The organism is Parabacteroides sp. Marseille-P3160, assembly GCF_900162725.1.
Classification (GTDB): domain Bacteria; phylum Bacteroidota; class Bacteroidia; order Bacteroidales; family Tannerellaceae; genus Marseille-P3160.
Genome location: NZ_LT799418.1, coordinates 4,200,272 through 4,219,062 on the forward strand (window position 1 = coordinate 4,200,272; position 18,791 = coordinate 4,219,062).

Sequence of the window (18,791 nt, forward strand, 5' to 3'; positions counted from 1 at the left end):
TCAGAAAGATAAGGTTCACTGAAATCAATAAAAAGTGAGTTGCCTAGTTATTAAGGCAACCCACCTTTAATCATAAGCTAAGATTAATATCCCGGATTTTGAACTAATGTTTGATTTAAACCGATCTGCGTTTGAGGTATTGGCATTAAATCCTTACCTGCAGGAATAGCAATTCCATGTTTATCTTTAATAAATTGAAAATGTTCACCCGAGCGTCTTAGTAAAAACCAAAGAGAACATTCACCAGCCAATTCATGGCGATATTCATCCAAAATAATTTTCATAACATCTGATTCTACTGGCGTAGGAACATTTATAGACGGATCTATCGTTTTGCCAAAAGCCCTATTACGTATTTGTTGAACAAGATTCATAGCTCCGTTTGAATTTCCTATACGGTATAAGCATTCAGCTTTACTCAACAGGACCTGTGCATAACGCATCATCATAATATTATCCGGACTTAAAAACCAATTTTGCCCTCTTGTGCCGCAAACTTCGGGATTACGCCAATATTTCACACAAAAATAACCGGACCCGTCAGCGACCCATGGTCTGTCAATAGTTCCACAAGTATTAATAGGATCCCCATTCTCATCTTGATAATATGATGCGGGGAGTCCGGCACCTCCATTTATTGCGTATGATTTCAACCGAGGATAGTCTTTGAAATTAATTAAAGGCGAAGGATGTTCGTCTCCCGGACCTATGATAGTAGCCAATTTTCTTTGGTCGCCTACCTGAAATGAATCGTATAATTTCTTATCACCATAAGCATAAGCAAAATCCGAGATTGGTTTTGGCATACAAAATGAAGATATCCATTGGTTGTTTACTCCAAATTGCCCCCAACCCATACTACCATATTCTGTAAATTGTACTTCGAATATAGATTCCTTACCATTACGATTGACTGTTTCATGAATATTGAGATAAGTATCTTCCAATTGACATTTTCCTTCTAATTGATCAAAAACAGAAATAGCATCAGAATATTTTTTCAACCACATCAACGCATCGCCTTTATAGGCCAAAGCAGCTTCTTTGGTAGCACGACCTCTGTCGGACAAAGACTGTTCTGCTTTCCATGGTAATAATTCGAAAGCAGTTTGCATATCATTATTGACCACCTCAAAGACTTCATCTTGTGTGTTACGCGGATGTAATCCATTGTCTTTTACGACCTCCAATTCCAATGGCACTCCACCAAAGTCTACAGCCAGATAATAATAAAATATGCCACGAAGGAAATAACATTCACCAATCAGTCGATTACCTTCCGCTTCTGTAAATACGCCTCTGTTAATCATATCTTTCAAGATAGGAATTGCAGCATTGGCCCGAGATATCCCAATATAATTACCAGACCAGAATATATTTAATGCCTCAAAATCTGTCGGTATCTCATATGTATTCCAGAAAGTATCAGAACCTGCGTTGTGGAAGTCCTGTGAAGGGAAGTTCGCAGTAAACCATATTCCCTTCAGCATATATTCTATATTGAAATGGAATGTACTGTATACACCTGTAACTAAAGAATAACCATCATCTTTCTTTAAAAAGAGTGAACCCTCATTTATGCTTGACGTATCTTTCTGTTCAAGAAATCCATCACAACTGGAAAACATGAATGTCACAAATAACGTGATCACCAATGTATTTATTTTAGCTATTTTTCTCATTGTATTCCGAATTAATTGTTTCATTAGTAAACTAGAACTGAATATTAATACCCAGTGAGAAGAACTTAGAATAAGGATATATCCCAACATCAATACCAGAAGCTGTAACTCCTCCGGCAATCCCATTCGAGCCCATGCTTTGTCCTATTTCCGGATCCATCCCTGAATATCCGGTAATAGTAAATAAGTTCTGGACACTGCCAAAGACTCTCAACTTAGCTCCATTTATTTTGCGAGAAAGAGCGTTAGGTATTGTATATCCCACTTCAATATTTTTCAATCTCAAATAAGAACCATCTTCAACGAATGCATCTGAGACACGGCTATTTCCGCCGACATCACTCCATACGGCACGAGTGTATTTATTTGTACTGCCTTCACCTCTCCAATAATTATCATAAAATTCTTTACTTACATTCTGAAGCCCAATACTTCCTTCACCATTTAAACTATAAAGATTCCTTTTCACAAAGCTTAAGATATCATTCCCATAAGAATAATTGAAGAAGATATTGAAATCAAAGTTTTTATATTCACCGTTGAAATTAATGCCCCCATAAAATTTAGGGATAGGGCTACCGATCACGACACGATCGGCATCTGTTATTCTTCCATCATCATTCGTATCCACAAATTTTCTATCTCCTGGAGCTGTTTTCGATGTATTATACCAGACGCTAGGATCATTCGCTTGTGTACGGGCATTTGCATTCAATGCATCTATTTCAGCTTGTGTTTGGATAATGCCGTCAGTCTTAAAACCATAAAAATCACCGATAGATCCACCTACTTCCGACATGCTGAATACTGCCCATGGCGTATTACCTGTAGTTGGAAAATTCAGATTTTGCAAATTGGCGACAGCATTCATCCCAGGTGCAAGCTTCTCGATCTTGTTCTTCACTGTAGTGAAATTTACGCTAACCTCATACTTAAAATCTTTACTGTTGTCACGGTAATTGAGCAACAATTCAAAGCCGCTATTCTTTACACTTCCCACATTACGGGTTGCCTCAAGGAATCCGGTTTGTGCAGGCATTTTGGTATTCAACAAGAAATCACTTGATTTCTTTACATAGTAATCAGCTACAAACGTTAGTTTATTATCTAAAAACCCGAAATCAAGGCCTATATCCGTTTGTTTGGATGTTTCCCATTTTAGGTTGGGATTAGGAAGAAATGCCTGTACCATACCATCGACATAAGTTTTATCCTGCCCAAAAACATAACCTTTATTGCTGGTGCGACTACCTGTAGTATAAGAAGATTGATATTGAAATAATCCGATATTCTGGTTTCCAGCCTCTCCGTAACTTACTCTCAGTTTAAGATTACTCAAGAGATCTACATTCTCCAGAAAGCCTTCTTCTTTGATGCGCCATGCTGCGGAAATAGATGGAAAAGTACCCCATTGATTTCCTTTTGCAAATCGAGAAGATCCATCGCGGCGAACAGTTCCCGTAATAATATATTTATCAGCGAATTTATACGTAGCTCTACCGAAGTAAGAAGCCAACGACCATGTCTGCTGATATCCGCTGGAATTAAGGGTCTGCATCGATGCAATATTTCTCAAGCCATCACTTATAACGCCTTCTCCATCGGAGTACATATTACGAGCTGTATTTTCTTGGATAGATACACCAGCTAATGCTTCAACACTATGTAAACCAAATGTTTTAGTATAGTTTGCCGTATTTTCCCATAAATATTCAAAACTATTGGTTGCATATTGGCTATAAGTTGCCTTACGTGTAGTTGGGACTCTATCATCCAGCGGATTAAAGTTATAACCGGAAGAAGCGCCATAACTGATGCCAAAATTAGTTTTTAAAGTCAACCCATCCATAGGATAAATTTCAAGAGCAGAAGAAGCGGTTAAGTTGTGACCTATGTTTTTCTGATCATTTAACTTATTACGTGCATATACGTTTTCGTTATCTCTAACAGCATTTTCTGTTTTGCTATAATAACCATAATTCCCGTTTCCATCATCCGGAAGATCTGTTAAAGGATTTCCCGTCATGGTAGGAATCAATTTTGCCAGTCTCCCTATGCCTCCTTGCCCTGATCCAAACGGAGACTTCTCGTCAGTATAGGAATATCGAGCCGTTGTAGATGATTTCATCCATTTATAAGGAACATAATCTTGGGTAAAACTTATATTGTATCGTTTATAATTCGAAAATTCAACAACCCCTTTTTGATCTATCATTCCTAATGATACGGCAGATTGTGACTTATCCGAACCACCGCGAATACTAAGATTATAATTTTGTTTTAGTCCTGACCTGTACATCAGATCTTGCCAATCTATTGTACGTAAAGATTCGGGGTTTGTCCATTCTGCTAATACAGGAGAACCTTCTTTTGATGCAACAGCTGTCGCTAATTTTGCAAACTCTTGAGTATTTAGCACGTCATATGTTTGTGGTTTGAGTTGGACAGAAGAAGTTGCGTCAAAAGCAATTCGTACGCCATCTTTATTTCCTCTTTTAGTTGTAATAATAACAACTCCATTCGCCGCTCTATTGCCGTAAATAGCAGCAGCAGAAGCATCCTTCAACACATCAATTGTCAGAATATCGCTTGGATTCAAATTTGAAGTACTGCCCCCCGGATAACCATCTATTACATATAGTGGCGAGTTATCACCAAAAGATCCGATACCTCGGATTTGAACCTGAACTCCTGCGCCAGGGCTTCCATCGTTGTTTACAACATGTACTCCTGACATACGTCCCTGCATTGCCTGACCAACGTTCGTCACAGGCACTTTTTGTATCTGCGAAGCGCTTACTGAACTTATCGCGCCAGTAAGGTCACTCCGCTTGGTCGTCCCATATCCGACCACGACAATTTCCTCCAATTGCTTAAAATCTTCTTTTAATACAATGTTAAAGTTTTGCCTGTTTGCAACAGATATATCTTGGCTTAAATAGCCGACATATGAAATCTGAAGGATTGCATTGGGAGCGACTTCCAAACTGACTTTTCCATCTAAATCAGTAATAATACCATTCGTCGTTCCTTTTTCCACCACATTGGCTCCGATGATTGGAAGACCCGATTCGTCTGTAATGGTTCCGGTTATTCGCTTTTTTTGTGGATTCTGCTGTTGTATCCCTGGAAGGTCTTTCCTTTCGACCTTATATAAAACGATATGCTTATCCTTTATCTCATAACCAACATCTCCATCAGGGAATAAATCTTTCAAGATATCCGTGATCATTTTGTCTTTTACATTAATGGATACCTTGCGTGAAGCATCGATTTGATTATAATTGTAGGTAAAATAGAACTGTGATTGTTTTTCTACCATAGAAAGGACTTCTGCTACCGTCGATTGTTCTACTTTCAAGGTTAACTTTGTCGATTGAGAATAACTCGTTACGGCAAATGACTGGATTGTCCCTACAATGAGAAATAAGACAATGGCTCTCATAATATTCATGCATTTTTTTAGCGGTCTGTACTTTTTATAACGGTACAATCGCTCCTTCTTAATAAAATTCATACATTTGTATTGTTTAGTAAGTAATAAATTGGGTTAACTTAATGAAACGTAGCAATTTTGCTTGCTATCCGGAACCGGTAGATGCGGGAACATTTGCCGGTTCGCTTTTTACGGTTGATCCTTTTACATAGGCTATTGTTTTTTGATGGTTATTTTACTTCCTTCCGTTTTGTATGTAAGCTTACGGGTATTTTTTAATAAGTCAAGAATATCCTCCAATTTAGCTTGGGGGGCTACATGGCAAGTAAAGAAATCGGAAGCCAACGCCGAATCGGTAATTGTAATAGTAACTCCGAATTGTCTTTCCAATGCTCGTGTGATCACATCCAGACGTTGTCTGTAAAAAGCAAATCCGCCATTAATCCAACTATTTATAGACTCTGTATCAACTTCCTTTTGTATACTCAACATTTTATTTGTTTTGACATAAACAGCTTGCTCCCTCGGTTGAAGTGCACAAAGAACTTTATCCTCTGACAATAGTTCGACTTTTCCCTCTGATAATGTAACAGAGACCTCTTCTTCCGGATAGGCTTTCATTGTAAAGACCGTTCCCAATACCTTGACATCTATATCCGACGAATGGACAATAAATGGTACCTTTTCATTCTTCGTAACTTCAAAGAAACCTTCCCCTTCCAATTCAACGGTCCTTGTCTTGGAAGAAAATTGAGACGGATATACCAAACGGCTTCCCGCATTCAGCCATACTTTTGTCCCGTCAGACAGAGTAAGGGAAGCACGTTGACCAATAGGGACCTCAACTATATTTGCAACCATAGAATAAGAGGTATCTTTTTGATAGAGTTTTATAGAGAGAAAAAGAATAATAAGGAGAGAAGCTGCCAAGCTAAGAGAAACGGCAAACAAACGGCGGCTCTTTCTTTTAGGTACATTCATTGATGTTGATTTGTCATCGGAAGATTCAAGGGAAGAAAGAAAACGATGATAGGCTTCATCCAGTTTCTTTTTATCTGAAAATCGTATTTCTTTCTTTAAACTCCAAAGCTGTTCGACTTCGAACAAGTGTTCCGCATTTTCTTTCTTCTCGGATATAAACCGGCTTATTTGTTCCAGTTCATCCGGAGTACAGCAGTGGGTAAGAAAACGTATCAACAATTGGTCATCCATATTATTATATAGGTTTACATATAGAAGACAACTGAAGAACAAAAACTACCTGCCCGGATATCGTTTTTTTTTCAAATCAAATAAGAATGGCAAGTAAATGCCGAAGCAATGGCCTTAGCTGATTTATGGCACGATTGATATGGCCCTCGACGGTTCGATGGGAAATACCCATCATTTCTGCAATCTCTTTGTAACTCTTTTCTTCAAAAAAACGCAAAAGGAAGGCCTGTCCACATTTTTCCGGAAGTTTCCGGATAGCCTCTTCCAGCTTCGCTTGTATCTCATATAATTCTATTTGCTGGAATATTTCATTCGCATCTGTTTTCTCATTTATATAATCCGCACGAAGTTGGGCAATATGAATTTGGGCTTCATAAGCACGAACCGTTTCACAATGTTTAAGATAATTCAAACATTTATTCTGCACAATTTTAAAAAGAAATGAATGGATTTGATTAATCTCGAGACAATCTTTCATCTCCCAATAGAACAGAAACGTATCTTGTACAATATCTTCAGCCGTTTCTTCCTCCACAAAGCGACACGCAAGAGAGAGCAATTTCGGATAGAAATTATCGAAAAACCGACGAAATTCAGAAGAATCTCCACCATTGATTTTTTCATAATCAAAAGATACAGGCATACTATTTTATTCTGTTACAAGGTCAAATGTTATTCTATTTTCATGCACACAATAACCATCAACTTCCAACTTCACGATTATCACAAAGCGAATTTATATATTTTTAAACAGGAATCCACATATCCTACAAAAAAATGCAAAGATCAGAAGAAAAATGCCGGACACTTAGCTTTTCGATTTTCTCCTTTTTTACTAAATTTATCCGCCAAAATACAACCTTTCAAAATATATGCCAGTAAAAAGGGAAAAGCCGCCCAAGAAAGCGGCTGAAAAAGAAAACTCTCCCAAAATTACGCCGCTTACACTTCGGTATATCTTTCTTACAAAGGAGAACGCATGGTGCGCATCCGGATCGGACAAGCTCGGAATTGGAGACGAATACCTGCATGGCGGCATTCCGTTGGTAAACCGGAAATCGCTGATCGATAATTTTGCCGACGTTCCCGACAAAACAACGGTTGTGAACTTGTTGAGCGCATTCGGTAAACTGCTCAATAACATAAAACGACTTGAAATATGGATACGGAGGTTTTATACCTCCATTTTGTTTTGATAAAAAGAGAAGATATCTTTGTAAAGATAATCAAAACGGAATCATCTGATTAAATCATATGAATATAATCTTAAAAAATAAGTTGAAATCGATAAAAGCTCTTTGTCGCCAATACAAAGTAAAAAGTTTATATTCATTTGGCTCCATAAACACAAATCGTTTTGATCCGGCAAAAAGCGATATCGATTTATTATTAGAATTCGATCCGGGAATAACAATTGAAGAATATACGGACAACTTTTTTGCATTGCATGAGCAATTAACAAACCTATTCTCCAAAAAGATCGATCTTGTCACTAAGCGCTCTTTATCGAATCCTTTCTTTATCAATGAAGTTGAACAGACAAAACAATTGCTGTATGGGGCGTAGCTCTCGGAAATATTTATACGACATTCTGCAATCCATCGATTCAATCAATGAATATATAGGAGATCAAAAAGATTTTTTTGCATACGAACAGAACAAACTATTACGACGGGCGGTAGAGCGAGAATTAGAAATTATCGGTGAAGCGCCCCATCATCTACTCCAATTAAATCCTGAAATAGAGATTAGTAATGCACGAAAGATTATCAACTTGCGAAAATTCGTTATCCATGGCTATGATAAAGTAGATAACGTCATTATATGGGGTGTCGTCAGTAAAGATTTACCAATGCTGAAAGAGCAGGTTCAGAAATTAATGGACCAATCTACCATTCTTTAAATGCAGCCACCCTCGTTTCTACTTGTCTTAACCGGCGGACAATTTGCCTGGCGCAGAAAAGACGGCGTTCTGGTTGTCCCGATAGGGTGCTTGAAAAATTGACCGGATAAGGATATTTTTTACTGTCAGTCGCATGCACGGATGTTATATTATTGTAAGCCTTCAGGCAACATGCCATTGCCTAAAGGCTTACTTTTAATCCGGCAGAATCAGGAAATAAATATTCTAAGTGGTAGTTTATTTTAATGAATACACCTCTTTTTTAATATTCCAGCCTTTCACAACTAATATCCTGTCTACAGGTAACTTAGAGGTGTTCGTTTCTATTGTAATAGACTTTCTCTCTCCGGGAAGTAGAGAAAAGAAATTATCGGTATAAAAAGAGGGCCGGATGGGTTTATTATTACTATCCAGAAACTGAAGTTGCGTAAAAAAGGCAATGGTTCCCGATGTATTCCGAAGATCTATTTCCACAAAATAACGATCTTGCTCCTTGCGAGTCTTATAATTCACCTTAAGTTGAGTTTGTTTAAGTTCGGACAAATCCTCGAACCCGGCGGTGGTAGGCCCGGTCAAGGTCTTACGCCCTTCGTATTTATTATTGGAACGCCAATAGAAGTTACTGCCGACCTCTTTCCCTTTGTCATCAAACAATCTTAATTTAATGAAATGGACATTCGAGATATTAACGGGAAAGTCTATTTTAAAAAGATCTTTTGCCGTACCGTTCTCCGGAAGATTAACAACTGCTTCCTTTGAAAACACTTTCCGGCTATTCAAATCATAAATTTCTGCAAGTATTTTATAGTTATTAAATGCCCGGTAATAGTCGTTGATTACCGAAACCGTATTTTTGAGATAATCGAACTGCGGATGTAGGGGTTCACAGGCATTTTGTGTTGCATACAACGCAGCCGTAGGTTCCAAAGACCAATCCCACATACGGGCGCATACCTGGCGAATAGGCGGATTATGATACCAAAATAAGAATCCGGAACAATAGCGGTCACCCCAACCCAGCTTATTATAATTCCAGACTTCCCAAATGCTTTTATAATTGAAGGCGCCAACCAATTGCCCTTTCTCTGCAAACTCATCGATGCTTTTCGACTCGCCGTATTCATTGACCATATCGGTATACATTGTAGTCATCAGGTGGAAACCATTTCCGTCCGAATAATCCCATACTTCCTTATTTATCGGCCATAAGTCTTTTTCATCCATCATTTCACGTAAACATTCCACCGTAGGCAGACAAGGGGCGCCATATTCAGGATTAAAGCCATCCACCCGGCTCCCCCTGTCCGAAGCCGTATTTTCATAATGGCACATAATGTTAACCTGTTTATACGGGCTTCCATCATGAACTCCGCAGCACTCCGATTGCATTTGATATCCCCGGGTCCCATCTAAATTCTGTATCAACTCCTCTGTTTCAGGCATCTCCGTTGATTCGTTGGATGAAACATAATAGGCCAGAGAGGGGTGGTTGCGAATACGTTTGACGGTAGAGATTACATTATTATAATAGATACTCTCGTCTACCGGATGCTTCGTATCTCCCGTCATCCAAAATTCTGTCCATACCATAATCCCCAATTCATCGCATAGCTGAAAAAAATAATCGGATTCCGTGATTCCTCCTCCCCAAAAACGAATCAGATTAATGCCGGCTTGCGCCGTATAGCGTAATTCAGCATAGGTACGTTCCTCCGAATTTCGAAGCATATTTTCGGGAAGCCAGTTGGTTCCTCTGATAAAAATAGGCTTTCCGTTCACATAGAATGTGCGTGATTTGTCCGGTGTATTGGTATCGGAAGTTATTTCCCGTATGCCGAATCGCGAAGAAATGGAATCCAAGACGTTGCCTCCCTTATCCGTCACCGTTAGTGCAAGGTCATACAGCTCCTGTTCTCCTTTATTTATCGGCCACCATAAACGGGGATTCTTGATAACCAATTGAGGATATTCCTCTGGAGTAAAAATAATTTCTTTTTTTTGTCCTCTGATTAACTGGATTTGCTTTTCAAAGGTTATATTTTCTCCTTTTATTTCACCTCTGACAGTGACTTCCTGAACGGTCCAGTTTGCATTCGGATTAATGACTTCGACGGAAATCGTTTGTTTTGATAAATCATAGCCGGGCTTTGACAGGTCAGATTTAACAAACGGGTGGCGAAGCGCAACATTCCCGGTGGTGTAAACAGAAATGTCTTTCCAGATCCCGGTATTACGATCCCGGATGCCGTCCAAGAAAGTAAAATCCCATCCGACAGTCATTAATTGGGTTACATTTTTCCCGATTTCTCCGTTTCCTCCATTTTGAAATTCATTATTCAAAGCCCCGATCGCCTTTTTACCTTTAGGCTTAATGGTGCCCGGAACATCAATCGGATAGACTTTTACAGCTAATACATTCTTCTGATCAAAAAGAATATAATCGGAAATATCGATATGATCCTGATAAAACATACCGGCGATATTACCCACCATATTACCGTTCAACCATAATTCAGCGCGATAATTTATACCGTCGACCTGCAGCCACGTCTTTTTATTTTTATAATTTTCTGCAGGCGTATCAAATTCCGTCCTGAACCAATAAGTATAAAAATCGCGGCCTGTATGATAAAGGTCGGGAATCAGGTTCGATTCCAATTTGTTATTTAAGCCGTAGTAAGGTTCCGGATAAATCTTATTATACACCAAAGAGTTGAGAACCGTTCCCGGAACGACAGCCGGCATCCAATCATCCATCGGGACTCCGGAGGTCGAAATATCTTCCGCCTTGCCTGACAGTTCGCCCGCCTTTTTCATTTTCCAGACAAATTCCCCTTTATGTCCGTCCTTCGATTTCAGAACTGTATTATAAATCCGTTCATTCCGAACCTCCTGTCCGTAGCACAAACACGTGTATAGTATTGTAATTAAAAAGATTATTTTTTTCACTGGCTTCATCTTATTATTTATTTTATTGCATTCTATAATTGTGCATAAGGACTATTTCCATAGAAACGGGGGAACTTAATTTAATTCCGGCAGAACATCTCCATCTATATTTTTCGTAGGGTCGTATATAGCGACACTTACTTGCGAGTCAGCACATCCATAATATAAATACCATTTTCCTTTAAAAAAGGCAAGGCCTTCAATAAAAACAGTTCCGTCAATATATTGGCCACTTTTTTCGAAATCTTCTATCGGTCGGAAAAAAGGAACATCCAAGCGGGCTATTGCCTTCATAGGATCTTCTAAATCCATCAAAACTTGACCCGCGCTATAAGTCCCAGCGTTAAAACGAGGATCACGCATTTTATCATCCGTCTGATTTTTACCATTATATAAAAGCAAAATACCTTTATCTGTCTTTATCGCGGGAGGTCCGCATTCCGTTAATGCACTGTCAAAATAACCATTCCGAGGTTTTATTACCGCCTTAAGATCTCCTTTTTCATCCAATAGGGGCTTCCAATCAAGCAAATTATCTGATGTCGCAGCACATACCTGATGTTCGCCCCAATACATAAAATACAAATCGCCTATTTTTGTAATGACTTGCTTACCCCCTTTTATTTCAGTTACAATCGAACCGGACTTGCAAGGCATATCTAAAAACCGGCCTTGATATGCCTCTTCGAATGCGGGTCCATGCTTCTCCCAAGTAATCAGATCTTCTGAAGTAGCAATACACAATCTCGGTTTGTCTCTGTTCCATGAGGTATATGCCATTACATAGAGACCCTCTTCCGTCATAACTATTCGTGGATCTTCACAGCCTCCCGGCCATTCATATTTTTTCATCGAATCCTCACCCGGAAACATTACCGGAGTCGTCCTCCTTTTCATCGTTATCCCATCCGGACTTTCCGCCAAACCGATACGGGACGTCCGTTTGCCTATTCCGACGCCTGAATTATCTTCAGCCCGGTAAAGGACATATATTTTATCTCCTTTTACTATTGCCGCCGGATTAAAGGTGTCGCTCTCCTCCCAGTTTATTTCCTTCTTTTGCATAGGGCAATAAAATTTGGTATCCGTAAGCGGAACAATTACCGGATTTACTCCTTTGGGACGTTCAAATCCACCTAAGGCCCATTCAGGTAATGGATTTCCCCTCTCTTCCATTTTATGTTCCTTCGTTTTTTGAGGATTATAACAAGAGATACAAGCAATGCAAAGGAGAGCAGATACAAAAGTCAAAACCTTTTTCATATTATAAAATTTATGGGACAGGCATTTTTCTCTATCTTCATATGAAACATCTTATAAGAAATATTGGCCTTCCTCTTTCAACCTCTTTCTTAAATATTTAATATCAACAGCATGAACATCATTTTTCGATTGCACAATCGCATGTTGGGCAGCCATACCTGCAGCTTCACCTGTCACTAAGCAAGGAGGCATCACCCGTAAACTGCCGAAAGCCTCTTCATCGGTCGAGATACAACGACCAGCTGTCAATACGTTCTTCAAACCCTTTGGCGTCAAACAGCGATAAGGAATGCCATGTGATTCGCCTTTTTTATAGCGCGTCTCTTTATACCCATCTTTATGAACATCAAGATAATAAGAATTACGTCCAATTTCATCCTCAAAAGTACGTCTTTGCATCCAATCATCAACCGTAAAGATATAATCGCCCTCAATACGCCGGCTATCACGCACGCCAAGAATAGTACCTGTTTTCGAAAGAAAGGCGCTAGCGAAGATATCTGGATAGAGTTCGGCCAAGGCGGCAACAAACTGAGCGGCTTTCTGACGACCGGTCATCATGGCTTCCGACAAAGCCCAAGGATCCGTAGCGTCCACATTGACGAGATGGCCGGCGTTCATGCCCAACAAACCGGGACCGACAAGTTTGTCGTTTAGGAAGTTATCAAAGAGAGGATATTTGCCCGATTCAATTAAATCACCGGCTTTGGAGCGAAACGATGACTGAACGGCAGGACCGTTCCCGTATCTGTATTGGTCAATATTGCCGATAGCAAAACAGAGCGTAGAACTCTGCACAACACCGTTATCGTCGCCTCGTTTGAACGAAGCACCCGCCCAAGCCGCCAAATCGCCATCGCCGGTAGCATCAATATAAACCTTGGCCTTAAAAGCCGTAAGCCCTGATTTATTCGCTACAATCACGGCATCAACCGTATCATTGGCCGACTTCTCAACAGCAGCCAGACGCGAGAAAAACAACACTTTCGCACCGGATTCCATAACCATTTTGTCATAGACCGACATCAGATATTCAGGATTAATGCTGACCCAGTTGAGTTTGTCTGCCGGTTCGTGCGGAACGCCTTTCTTCGATTCGTTGAAAATCTTCTCAGCCAAACCGCGATAGATAATCTTTTCGCCGTCCGAGAATGGACACCAGGCATTCAGGATACCCGCCGTGCCCATGCCGCCAAGCTGTCCTGTTGCCTCGATAAGCAGCGTCTTTGCACCTTCGCGGGCAGCCGCGATTGCCGCCGTACAACCACCCGGGCCAGCGCCTACTACGATGACATCCCAACTATTATCGACAGGTATCTTCTTGTTTTTCAAGGATACAGTATCTCTAACTTCAACGGCCGTGATGCCGTTGCTACTATTAGCTGCCGCAAACGATGGAGTGGCAACTGCCACAGCCATCATTCCAGCGTTTTTTATAAAATCTCTACGCGTTCTCGTCATAATAATATTATTTCCAAAGATCTTGTTGTTCCAGTTTGGGATTAGCATCAAGTTCGATTTGCGGAATAGGGAAGATATAATGCTTTTCCTGTATAACGCTGCCTATTGCAGGATTTTGAGCCATTAGTGCGTCTTTCAATTTGTGAGTGCGCACGAGGTCAAACCACCGATGAGCCTCAAACGCCAGTTCGAGGCGACGTTCAAGAAGTATGATATCCACAAAAGCATCGACGCTGCCAACCGGCTGCACATCGCACTCGGCGGGCTGGTCCAGAGGAACGCCATAAGCGCGGCGACGTACTATATTCAGATACCTGTATGCCTCAGGGTCAGCGGGATTCTTGCGCCCCAGCGCCTCCGCTTTCATCAACAAAACATCCGAATAACGCAAAACAGGATGATTATTGCCACTGTTGCTACGCGTTGCAATCGACGTCAGGTCAATGTATTTATTACAATAATAAGGATACAGAATTGTTGACGCCATGTTGGGATATTCCTCGCGAGTATAAAGGCGGACACACACATTGCGACGGGTATCACTGCATGTTCCGTCGGGATTAGAGCCGTATGCGTCCCATAGATTTTTCGTAACCGGATTATCGCCGTAACCAGCCCAACCGTTGATATTCACAAAAGGAGGACGGAAAAAGCCGTTATATATGCTGCCCGGATTAGAGGAACCTGCCAAAAACTGTATCTCAAACAGCGATTCGGGACCATTCTCCTTGTTCAAGTCGAAATTGTCGGCATAAGAAGTATTGAGTTTATAATCACCGGAGTTGATAACCTTGTCGGTTTGCGTGATGGCCTTGTCCCATTCTTCGTGCGTGAGATAAACTTTTGCCAGCAGACCTGATGCAGCGCCTCGCGTAGCCCTGCCGATATCCCCCTTGCTATATTCCTTGACTGAAGGAAGATTCTCTTCGGCATATTGGAGGTCGGATATGATCAACTGATAGATAGTCTCTTTCGGATCGCGTGTAACCTCCAGGTTTTCCAAACTTGTAGTCTGATGCTCACGCAGAGGCACGTCACCCCAATATCTCACCAAGTTGAAATAATAAAAAGCGCGCATGAATTTTGCTTCGCCAATAAAGTTCTTGCGTTTGGTTTCCGATATCGTTCCTTCGGACATCGCTTCTATATTGTCGATGGCATAATTGCATATGTTGATGGCGCTGTAATAGGCGACCCATATATCATACACCAACTTCGAATCGGGAGTGTAGATAAATTTATCGAACTCATTTTTATTTACATTACTGGTGTTGCGTCCGTCACCCCACTCGCAATCGTCAGTAGCCTGGCTATGAATAGTTTCGGAATACTGATTGAAGACATCCTGATTAGTATATCCGGCGTAAGCCGAGATGATAGCCGAACTTGCATCAGCCTCGCTCTTGAAGAAGTTTTCAGGCGTCAGCGAACTGTATGGTACCTGTTCCAAATCCACACAGGATGCGAGAATTGATGTGATTGCTATAGAATAAAATATCTTTTTCATCTTGCTTTCAAATTAAAAGTTAATATTAAAACCAAACATCACGGATTTCGACATCGGATAGCCACCCCAGTCATAACCCAGAGCCACATTATTCTGTCCATACTTACTGACTTCAGGGTCAAGTCCGGAGTATTTGGTAAAAGTAAAGAAATTATTAAGCGAAGCATAGATGCGTGCCGCCTGCACTATTCCAAGCGGTCTCAATATGGATGCTGGCAGTTTGTAGCCAAGATTGATATTTTGTATGCGCAGGTAAGAACCATCCTCAACTAATTGATCATAAGACACTTCTGCAGGCTTGATATTGACGGCACGAGGTATATTGGTGTTCTGGTTAGTTTCTGTCCAACGATTCAGGATCGTTCTAAACTGATTCTGAGAGCTTTGCAGATTCTCCATCTCCGACTTGGTAGCATTATAAATATCGTTCCCATAGGAATAAACTATAAAAACATTCAAATCGAAATTCCGATAAGAGAATGTGTTAGTGAGACCACCGAAGAAGTCAGGCTGGGCGCTTCCCAAAATAACACGGTCAAACTCGCCTATTGAATTATCTTTGACACCATCAGGACCGCTGATATCAACGTACTTACGGTCGCCCGGTTTGGCTGTTGGCTGCGCTGAATGAGCGATATCATCATCCGTCGAAAAACAGCCGTCGGTCTTATATCCGTAAAAGATGCCAAGCGGCTCACCTACCTTGAGCAAACGCGTCTGGTCCATGCCGGCATTCTTAGGTCCTAAGCTTGAGGGAAACATCTGTTCTGCACCACCGAGGTCCAATATCTTGTTTCTATTAAAACTGATATTATAATCAATGTCCCACCGGAACTGATCAGCAATAGGTGTTGCATTCATGCTAAATTCCACGCCATTGTTCTGTACTTTACCGATATTTTTTAATCCCGTACGATAACCCGAGGTACTGGGTATTTGCACTTGAAGCAACAAGTCGCTCGTCACTTTATGATATAGGTCCACCGACAGATTCAGCCTGTTTTTGAAAAATCCCATCTCAATACCGAAGTCGCTCTGCTTGGTCGTTTCCCATTTCAGATTGTAATTGGCAACCTGTGTAGGTGCATAACCCATATACTTGGTATCACCCAGAGAATAGGCCTTCTTGCCAAGCAAAGCCATTGATGGATAAACACCTATACCATCCTGATTACCAGTCTCGCCATAACTGACACGCAGTTTCAGATTGCTAAACAATCCGAGTGACTTGATAAACTCCTCCTCCGAAGCACGCCAGGCAAGGGCTGCCGAAGGGAAATACGCCCAGCGATTATTGCGCCCAAAACGTGATGAACCGTCAGCACGAAATGATATTGTTGTCAGATATTTCTCGTTGAAATTATAGTTGATGCGTCCCAGATACGACAGCAATGCCCATCGGCTCGAACCGGAGCTTGGTGATAATGCGACCGTTCCCGAACCCATATCCCACATCTGCAAATTATCATTAAGAAATCCCTGTGAAGTAGCTGATGAATTTTGATTTCTTGACGATTGCTGCGTCATAGCAATCATCGCATTAATTCTGTGTTTGCCGAAAGCATTAAGATAGGTCAGAGTGTTTTCATTCACCCACATATAATCCTTGCTATTGTAAATGCTGGCACTACCTTTCGTCGATTCGCCCGCCGGTATAGACATGGGAGTATATGAATTTTGATTTGCAAACTGAAGGTCAACTCCAAAGGTTGATTTTAAGGTCAAGCCTCTGACTATTTGCCACTCACCAAATATATTACTTATAGTCCTAAATCGTTCATTATCGTTTACTTCGTCACGCAACACAAGCAGTGGATTAGTAAATTTACCGCTTTGATCAAAGGTATTAATGGAATTATAATTACCGTCGGCATCATAGACCGCCACATTAGGATGAAGTGTCCTGTAACCTAGCAAATCGTTTCCTACCCTGTCCATATTCACTTGCGCTAATGAAAGGTTCAATCCCATTTTGACTGTTGAGCTGACTTCTCTGTCAAAATTTGTACGCAAGGATATTTTTTCCATTTCGGAACCTTTGATTATACCGTCCTGGTCCATGTAATTCAGAGTTGTCAGAAAATGCGTTTTAGCATCTCCACCCGAAACAGACAAAGTGTAGTTTTGCATCAAGGCGTTATTATTCAAAACCAATTCCTGCCAGTCGGTATTTGCAGGCGTCTTGGATAAATCAAAGGGCGGTTGACTACCAGCCCTCTCATATGCCTCATTTGCAAAAGCTTCGAATTCCTGCGCGTTTAGCAAATCATATTTCTTGCGGATATTTTGCACCCCCCAACTGGCGTCCAATGTTACGCTTGTTCTACCTATAGCACCGGTCTTAGTTGTTACCATCACTACGCCATTTGCACCGCGTGCACCATAAATAGCGGTTGATGAGGCGTCTTTTAATATTTCAATAGACTGGATATCCGAAATAGCAATCGTATTCAAAGGATTAAGATCGCTTTGGTCGCCAGAAGATGATGAATACACAGGTACTCCATCGATGACGTAAAGGGGTTCATTACCACCGGAAATGGAGTTACCTCCACGGATGCGGATAGTAGAACCAGCACCCGGCATACCGGAATTTTGCGTCATGTACAGTCCTGACGAGCGCCCTTGCAGCATTTGGTCAACAGATTTTATGGTAGATTTATCAATTTTTTCTGTAGAGATGGAAGTCATTGCTCCAGTAACATCTTTCTTCCGCATCGTTCCGTATCCGACGACAACAACTTCGTCCAAAGAACGTAAATCTTCTTCTAATACAAGGTTGAAGTTTTGCCTGTTTACAGTAGGAATTTCTTGACTTAAATAACCGACAAATGAGACTTGAAGGATGGCATTGGAAGGTAATTCTAAGCTGAATTTTCCGTCTAAATCAGTAATGACGCCATTGGTCGTACCTTTCTCGATCACATTGGCTCCGATGATTGGTTCGCCTGAAGGATCAGTAACAGTCCCCGAAATACGCTTCTTTTGTTGTTGCTGAATAGAAGCCAGATCAGAAGTTTTGGCTAAGATATTGATATTCCGATCGTGAATGACATAAGTCAGATCCGTGTTGTTCAAGGCTTGCTGCAAGACTTCGTCAATCCGCTTATTCTTGGCGCGTACATTGACCGTGATATCCTTAACATCGGCGTCTACATAAAAAAACAGGAACTCACTCTGTTTCTCGATCATCGAGAAAAACTCGGTAAGTTTGATTTGGTTCGCTTCAACAGAGACAGCAGTCGATTGTGAATACGATTCTGCGGCTACTGCTTGCAAAAGCGTCACAGAAAGTAAGGCAACGGATATTCTCATAATAGAAACAATTTTTTTTAGATCTTTTAAAGCAAAAGATCCGAAATGCGAAATTTTCTGCAT

General features: G+C 40.8%; 12 protein-coding genes. 3 read left to right on the forward strand and 9 right to left on the reverse strand.

The window, feature by feature from the left end:
* Window positions 1–83 precede the first annotated feature (83 nt).
* The 4 genes from BQ8014_RS16945 to BQ8014_RS16960 form a co-directional block, all read right to left on the reverse strand.
* The gene (locus BQ8014_RS16945; protein ID WP_160150114.1) at window positions 84–1,682 is read right to left on the reverse strand and encodes a RagB/SusD family nutrient uptake outer membrane protein; all 1,599 of its coding nucleotides are present in this window, start codon (window positions 1,680–1,682) and stop codon (window positions 84–86) included.
* A 31-nt stretch (window positions 1,683–1,713) separates the two neighbouring features.
* Window positions 1,714–5,199 (reverse strand): SusC/RagA family TonB-linked outer membrane protein, encoded by a 3,486-nt coding sequence (locus tag BQ8014_RS16950; RefSeq protein ID WP_080905386.1) that lies wholly within the window; start codon window positions 5,197–5,199, stop codon window positions 1,714–1,716.
* Between the two features lie 132 nt (window positions 5,200–5,331).
* Window positions 5,332–6,330, reverse strand: a complete 999-nt coding sequence (locus tag BQ8014_RS16955) for a FecR family protein (protein WP_080905387.1) — start codon at window positions 6,328–6,330, stop codon at window positions 5,332–5,334.
* Between the two features lie 76 nt (window positions 6,331–6,406).
* Complete coding sequence (locus tag BQ8014_RS16960; RefSeq protein ID WP_080905388.1) at window positions 6,407–6,973, reverse strand: RNA polymerase sigma-70 factor; 567 nt, start codon at window positions 6,971–6,973, stop codon at window positions 6,407–6,409.
* Between the two features lie 229 nt (window positions 6,974–7,202).
* On the opposite strand from BQ8014_RS16960, the gene BQ8014_RS16965 reads away from it, so the two are divergent.
* From BQ8014_RS16965 to BQ8014_RS16975, 3 genes are read left to right on the forward strand one after another with little or no spacing between them, the layout of a single operon-like run.
* A complete protein-coding gene (locus BQ8014_RS16965; protein ID WP_080905389.1) occupies window positions 7,203–7,526 on the forward strand; it encodes a hypothetical protein in 324 nt (107 codons plus the stop codon).
* Window positions 7,527–7,584: 58 nt separating this feature from the next.
* Window positions 7,585–7,896: a nucleotidyltransferase family protein gene (locus tag BQ8014_RS16970; protein ID WP_080905390.1), complete on the forward strand. Its 312-nt coding sequence runs from the start codon at window positions 7,585–7,587 to the stop codon at window positions 7,894–7,896.
* Window positions 7,886–8,233, forward strand: coding sequence for a HepT-like ribonuclease domain-containing protein (locus BQ8014_RS16975; protein WP_080905391.1), 348 nt, complete (start codon window positions 7,886–7,888; stop codon window positions 8,231–8,233). The genes BQ8014_RS16970 and BQ8014_RS16975 overlap by 11 nt, the downstream gene beginning before the upstream one ends.
* Before the next feature lie 237 nt (window positions 8,234–8,470).
* Here BQ8014_RS16975 and BQ8014_RS16980 read toward each other — a convergent pair whose 3' ends face one another.
* From BQ8014_RS16980 to BQ8014_RS17000, 5 genes are all read right to left on the reverse strand, one after another.
* Complete coding sequence (locus BQ8014_RS16980) at window positions 8,471–11,191, reverse strand: glycoside hydrolase family 2 protein (protein WP_080905392.1); 2,721 nt, start codon at window positions 11,189–11,191, stop codon at window positions 8,471–8,473.
* A gap of 66 nt (window positions 11,192–11,257) precedes the next feature.
* A complete protein-coding gene (locus BQ8014_RS16985) occupies window positions 11,258–12,445 on the reverse strand; it encodes a glycoside hydrolase family 130 protein (protein WP_080905393.1) in 1,188 nt (395 codons plus the stop codon).
* Between the two features lie 51 nt (window positions 12,446–12,496).
* A complete protein-coding gene (locus BQ8014_RS16990) occupies window positions 12,497–13,867 on the reverse strand; it encodes an FAD-dependent oxidoreductase (RefSeq protein WP_369808817.1) in 1,371 nt (456 codons plus the stop codon).
* Between the two features lie 46 nt (window positions 13,868–13,913).
* The gene (locus tag BQ8014_RS16995; protein WP_080905395.1) at window positions 13,914–15,413 is read right to left on the reverse strand and encodes a RagB/SusD family nutrient uptake outer membrane protein; all 1,500 of its coding nucleotides are present in this window, start codon (window positions 15,411–15,413) and stop codon (window positions 13,914–13,916) included.
* Window positions 15,414–15,425: 12 nt separating this feature from the next.
* Entirely contained in the window at window positions 15,426–18,728 is a 3,303-nt protein-coding gene (locus BQ8014_RS17000; RefSeq protein WP_234998076.1) for a SusC/RagA family TonB-linked outer membrane protein, read from the reverse strand.
* Between the last annotated feature and the right edge of the window lie 63 nt (window positions 18,729–18,791).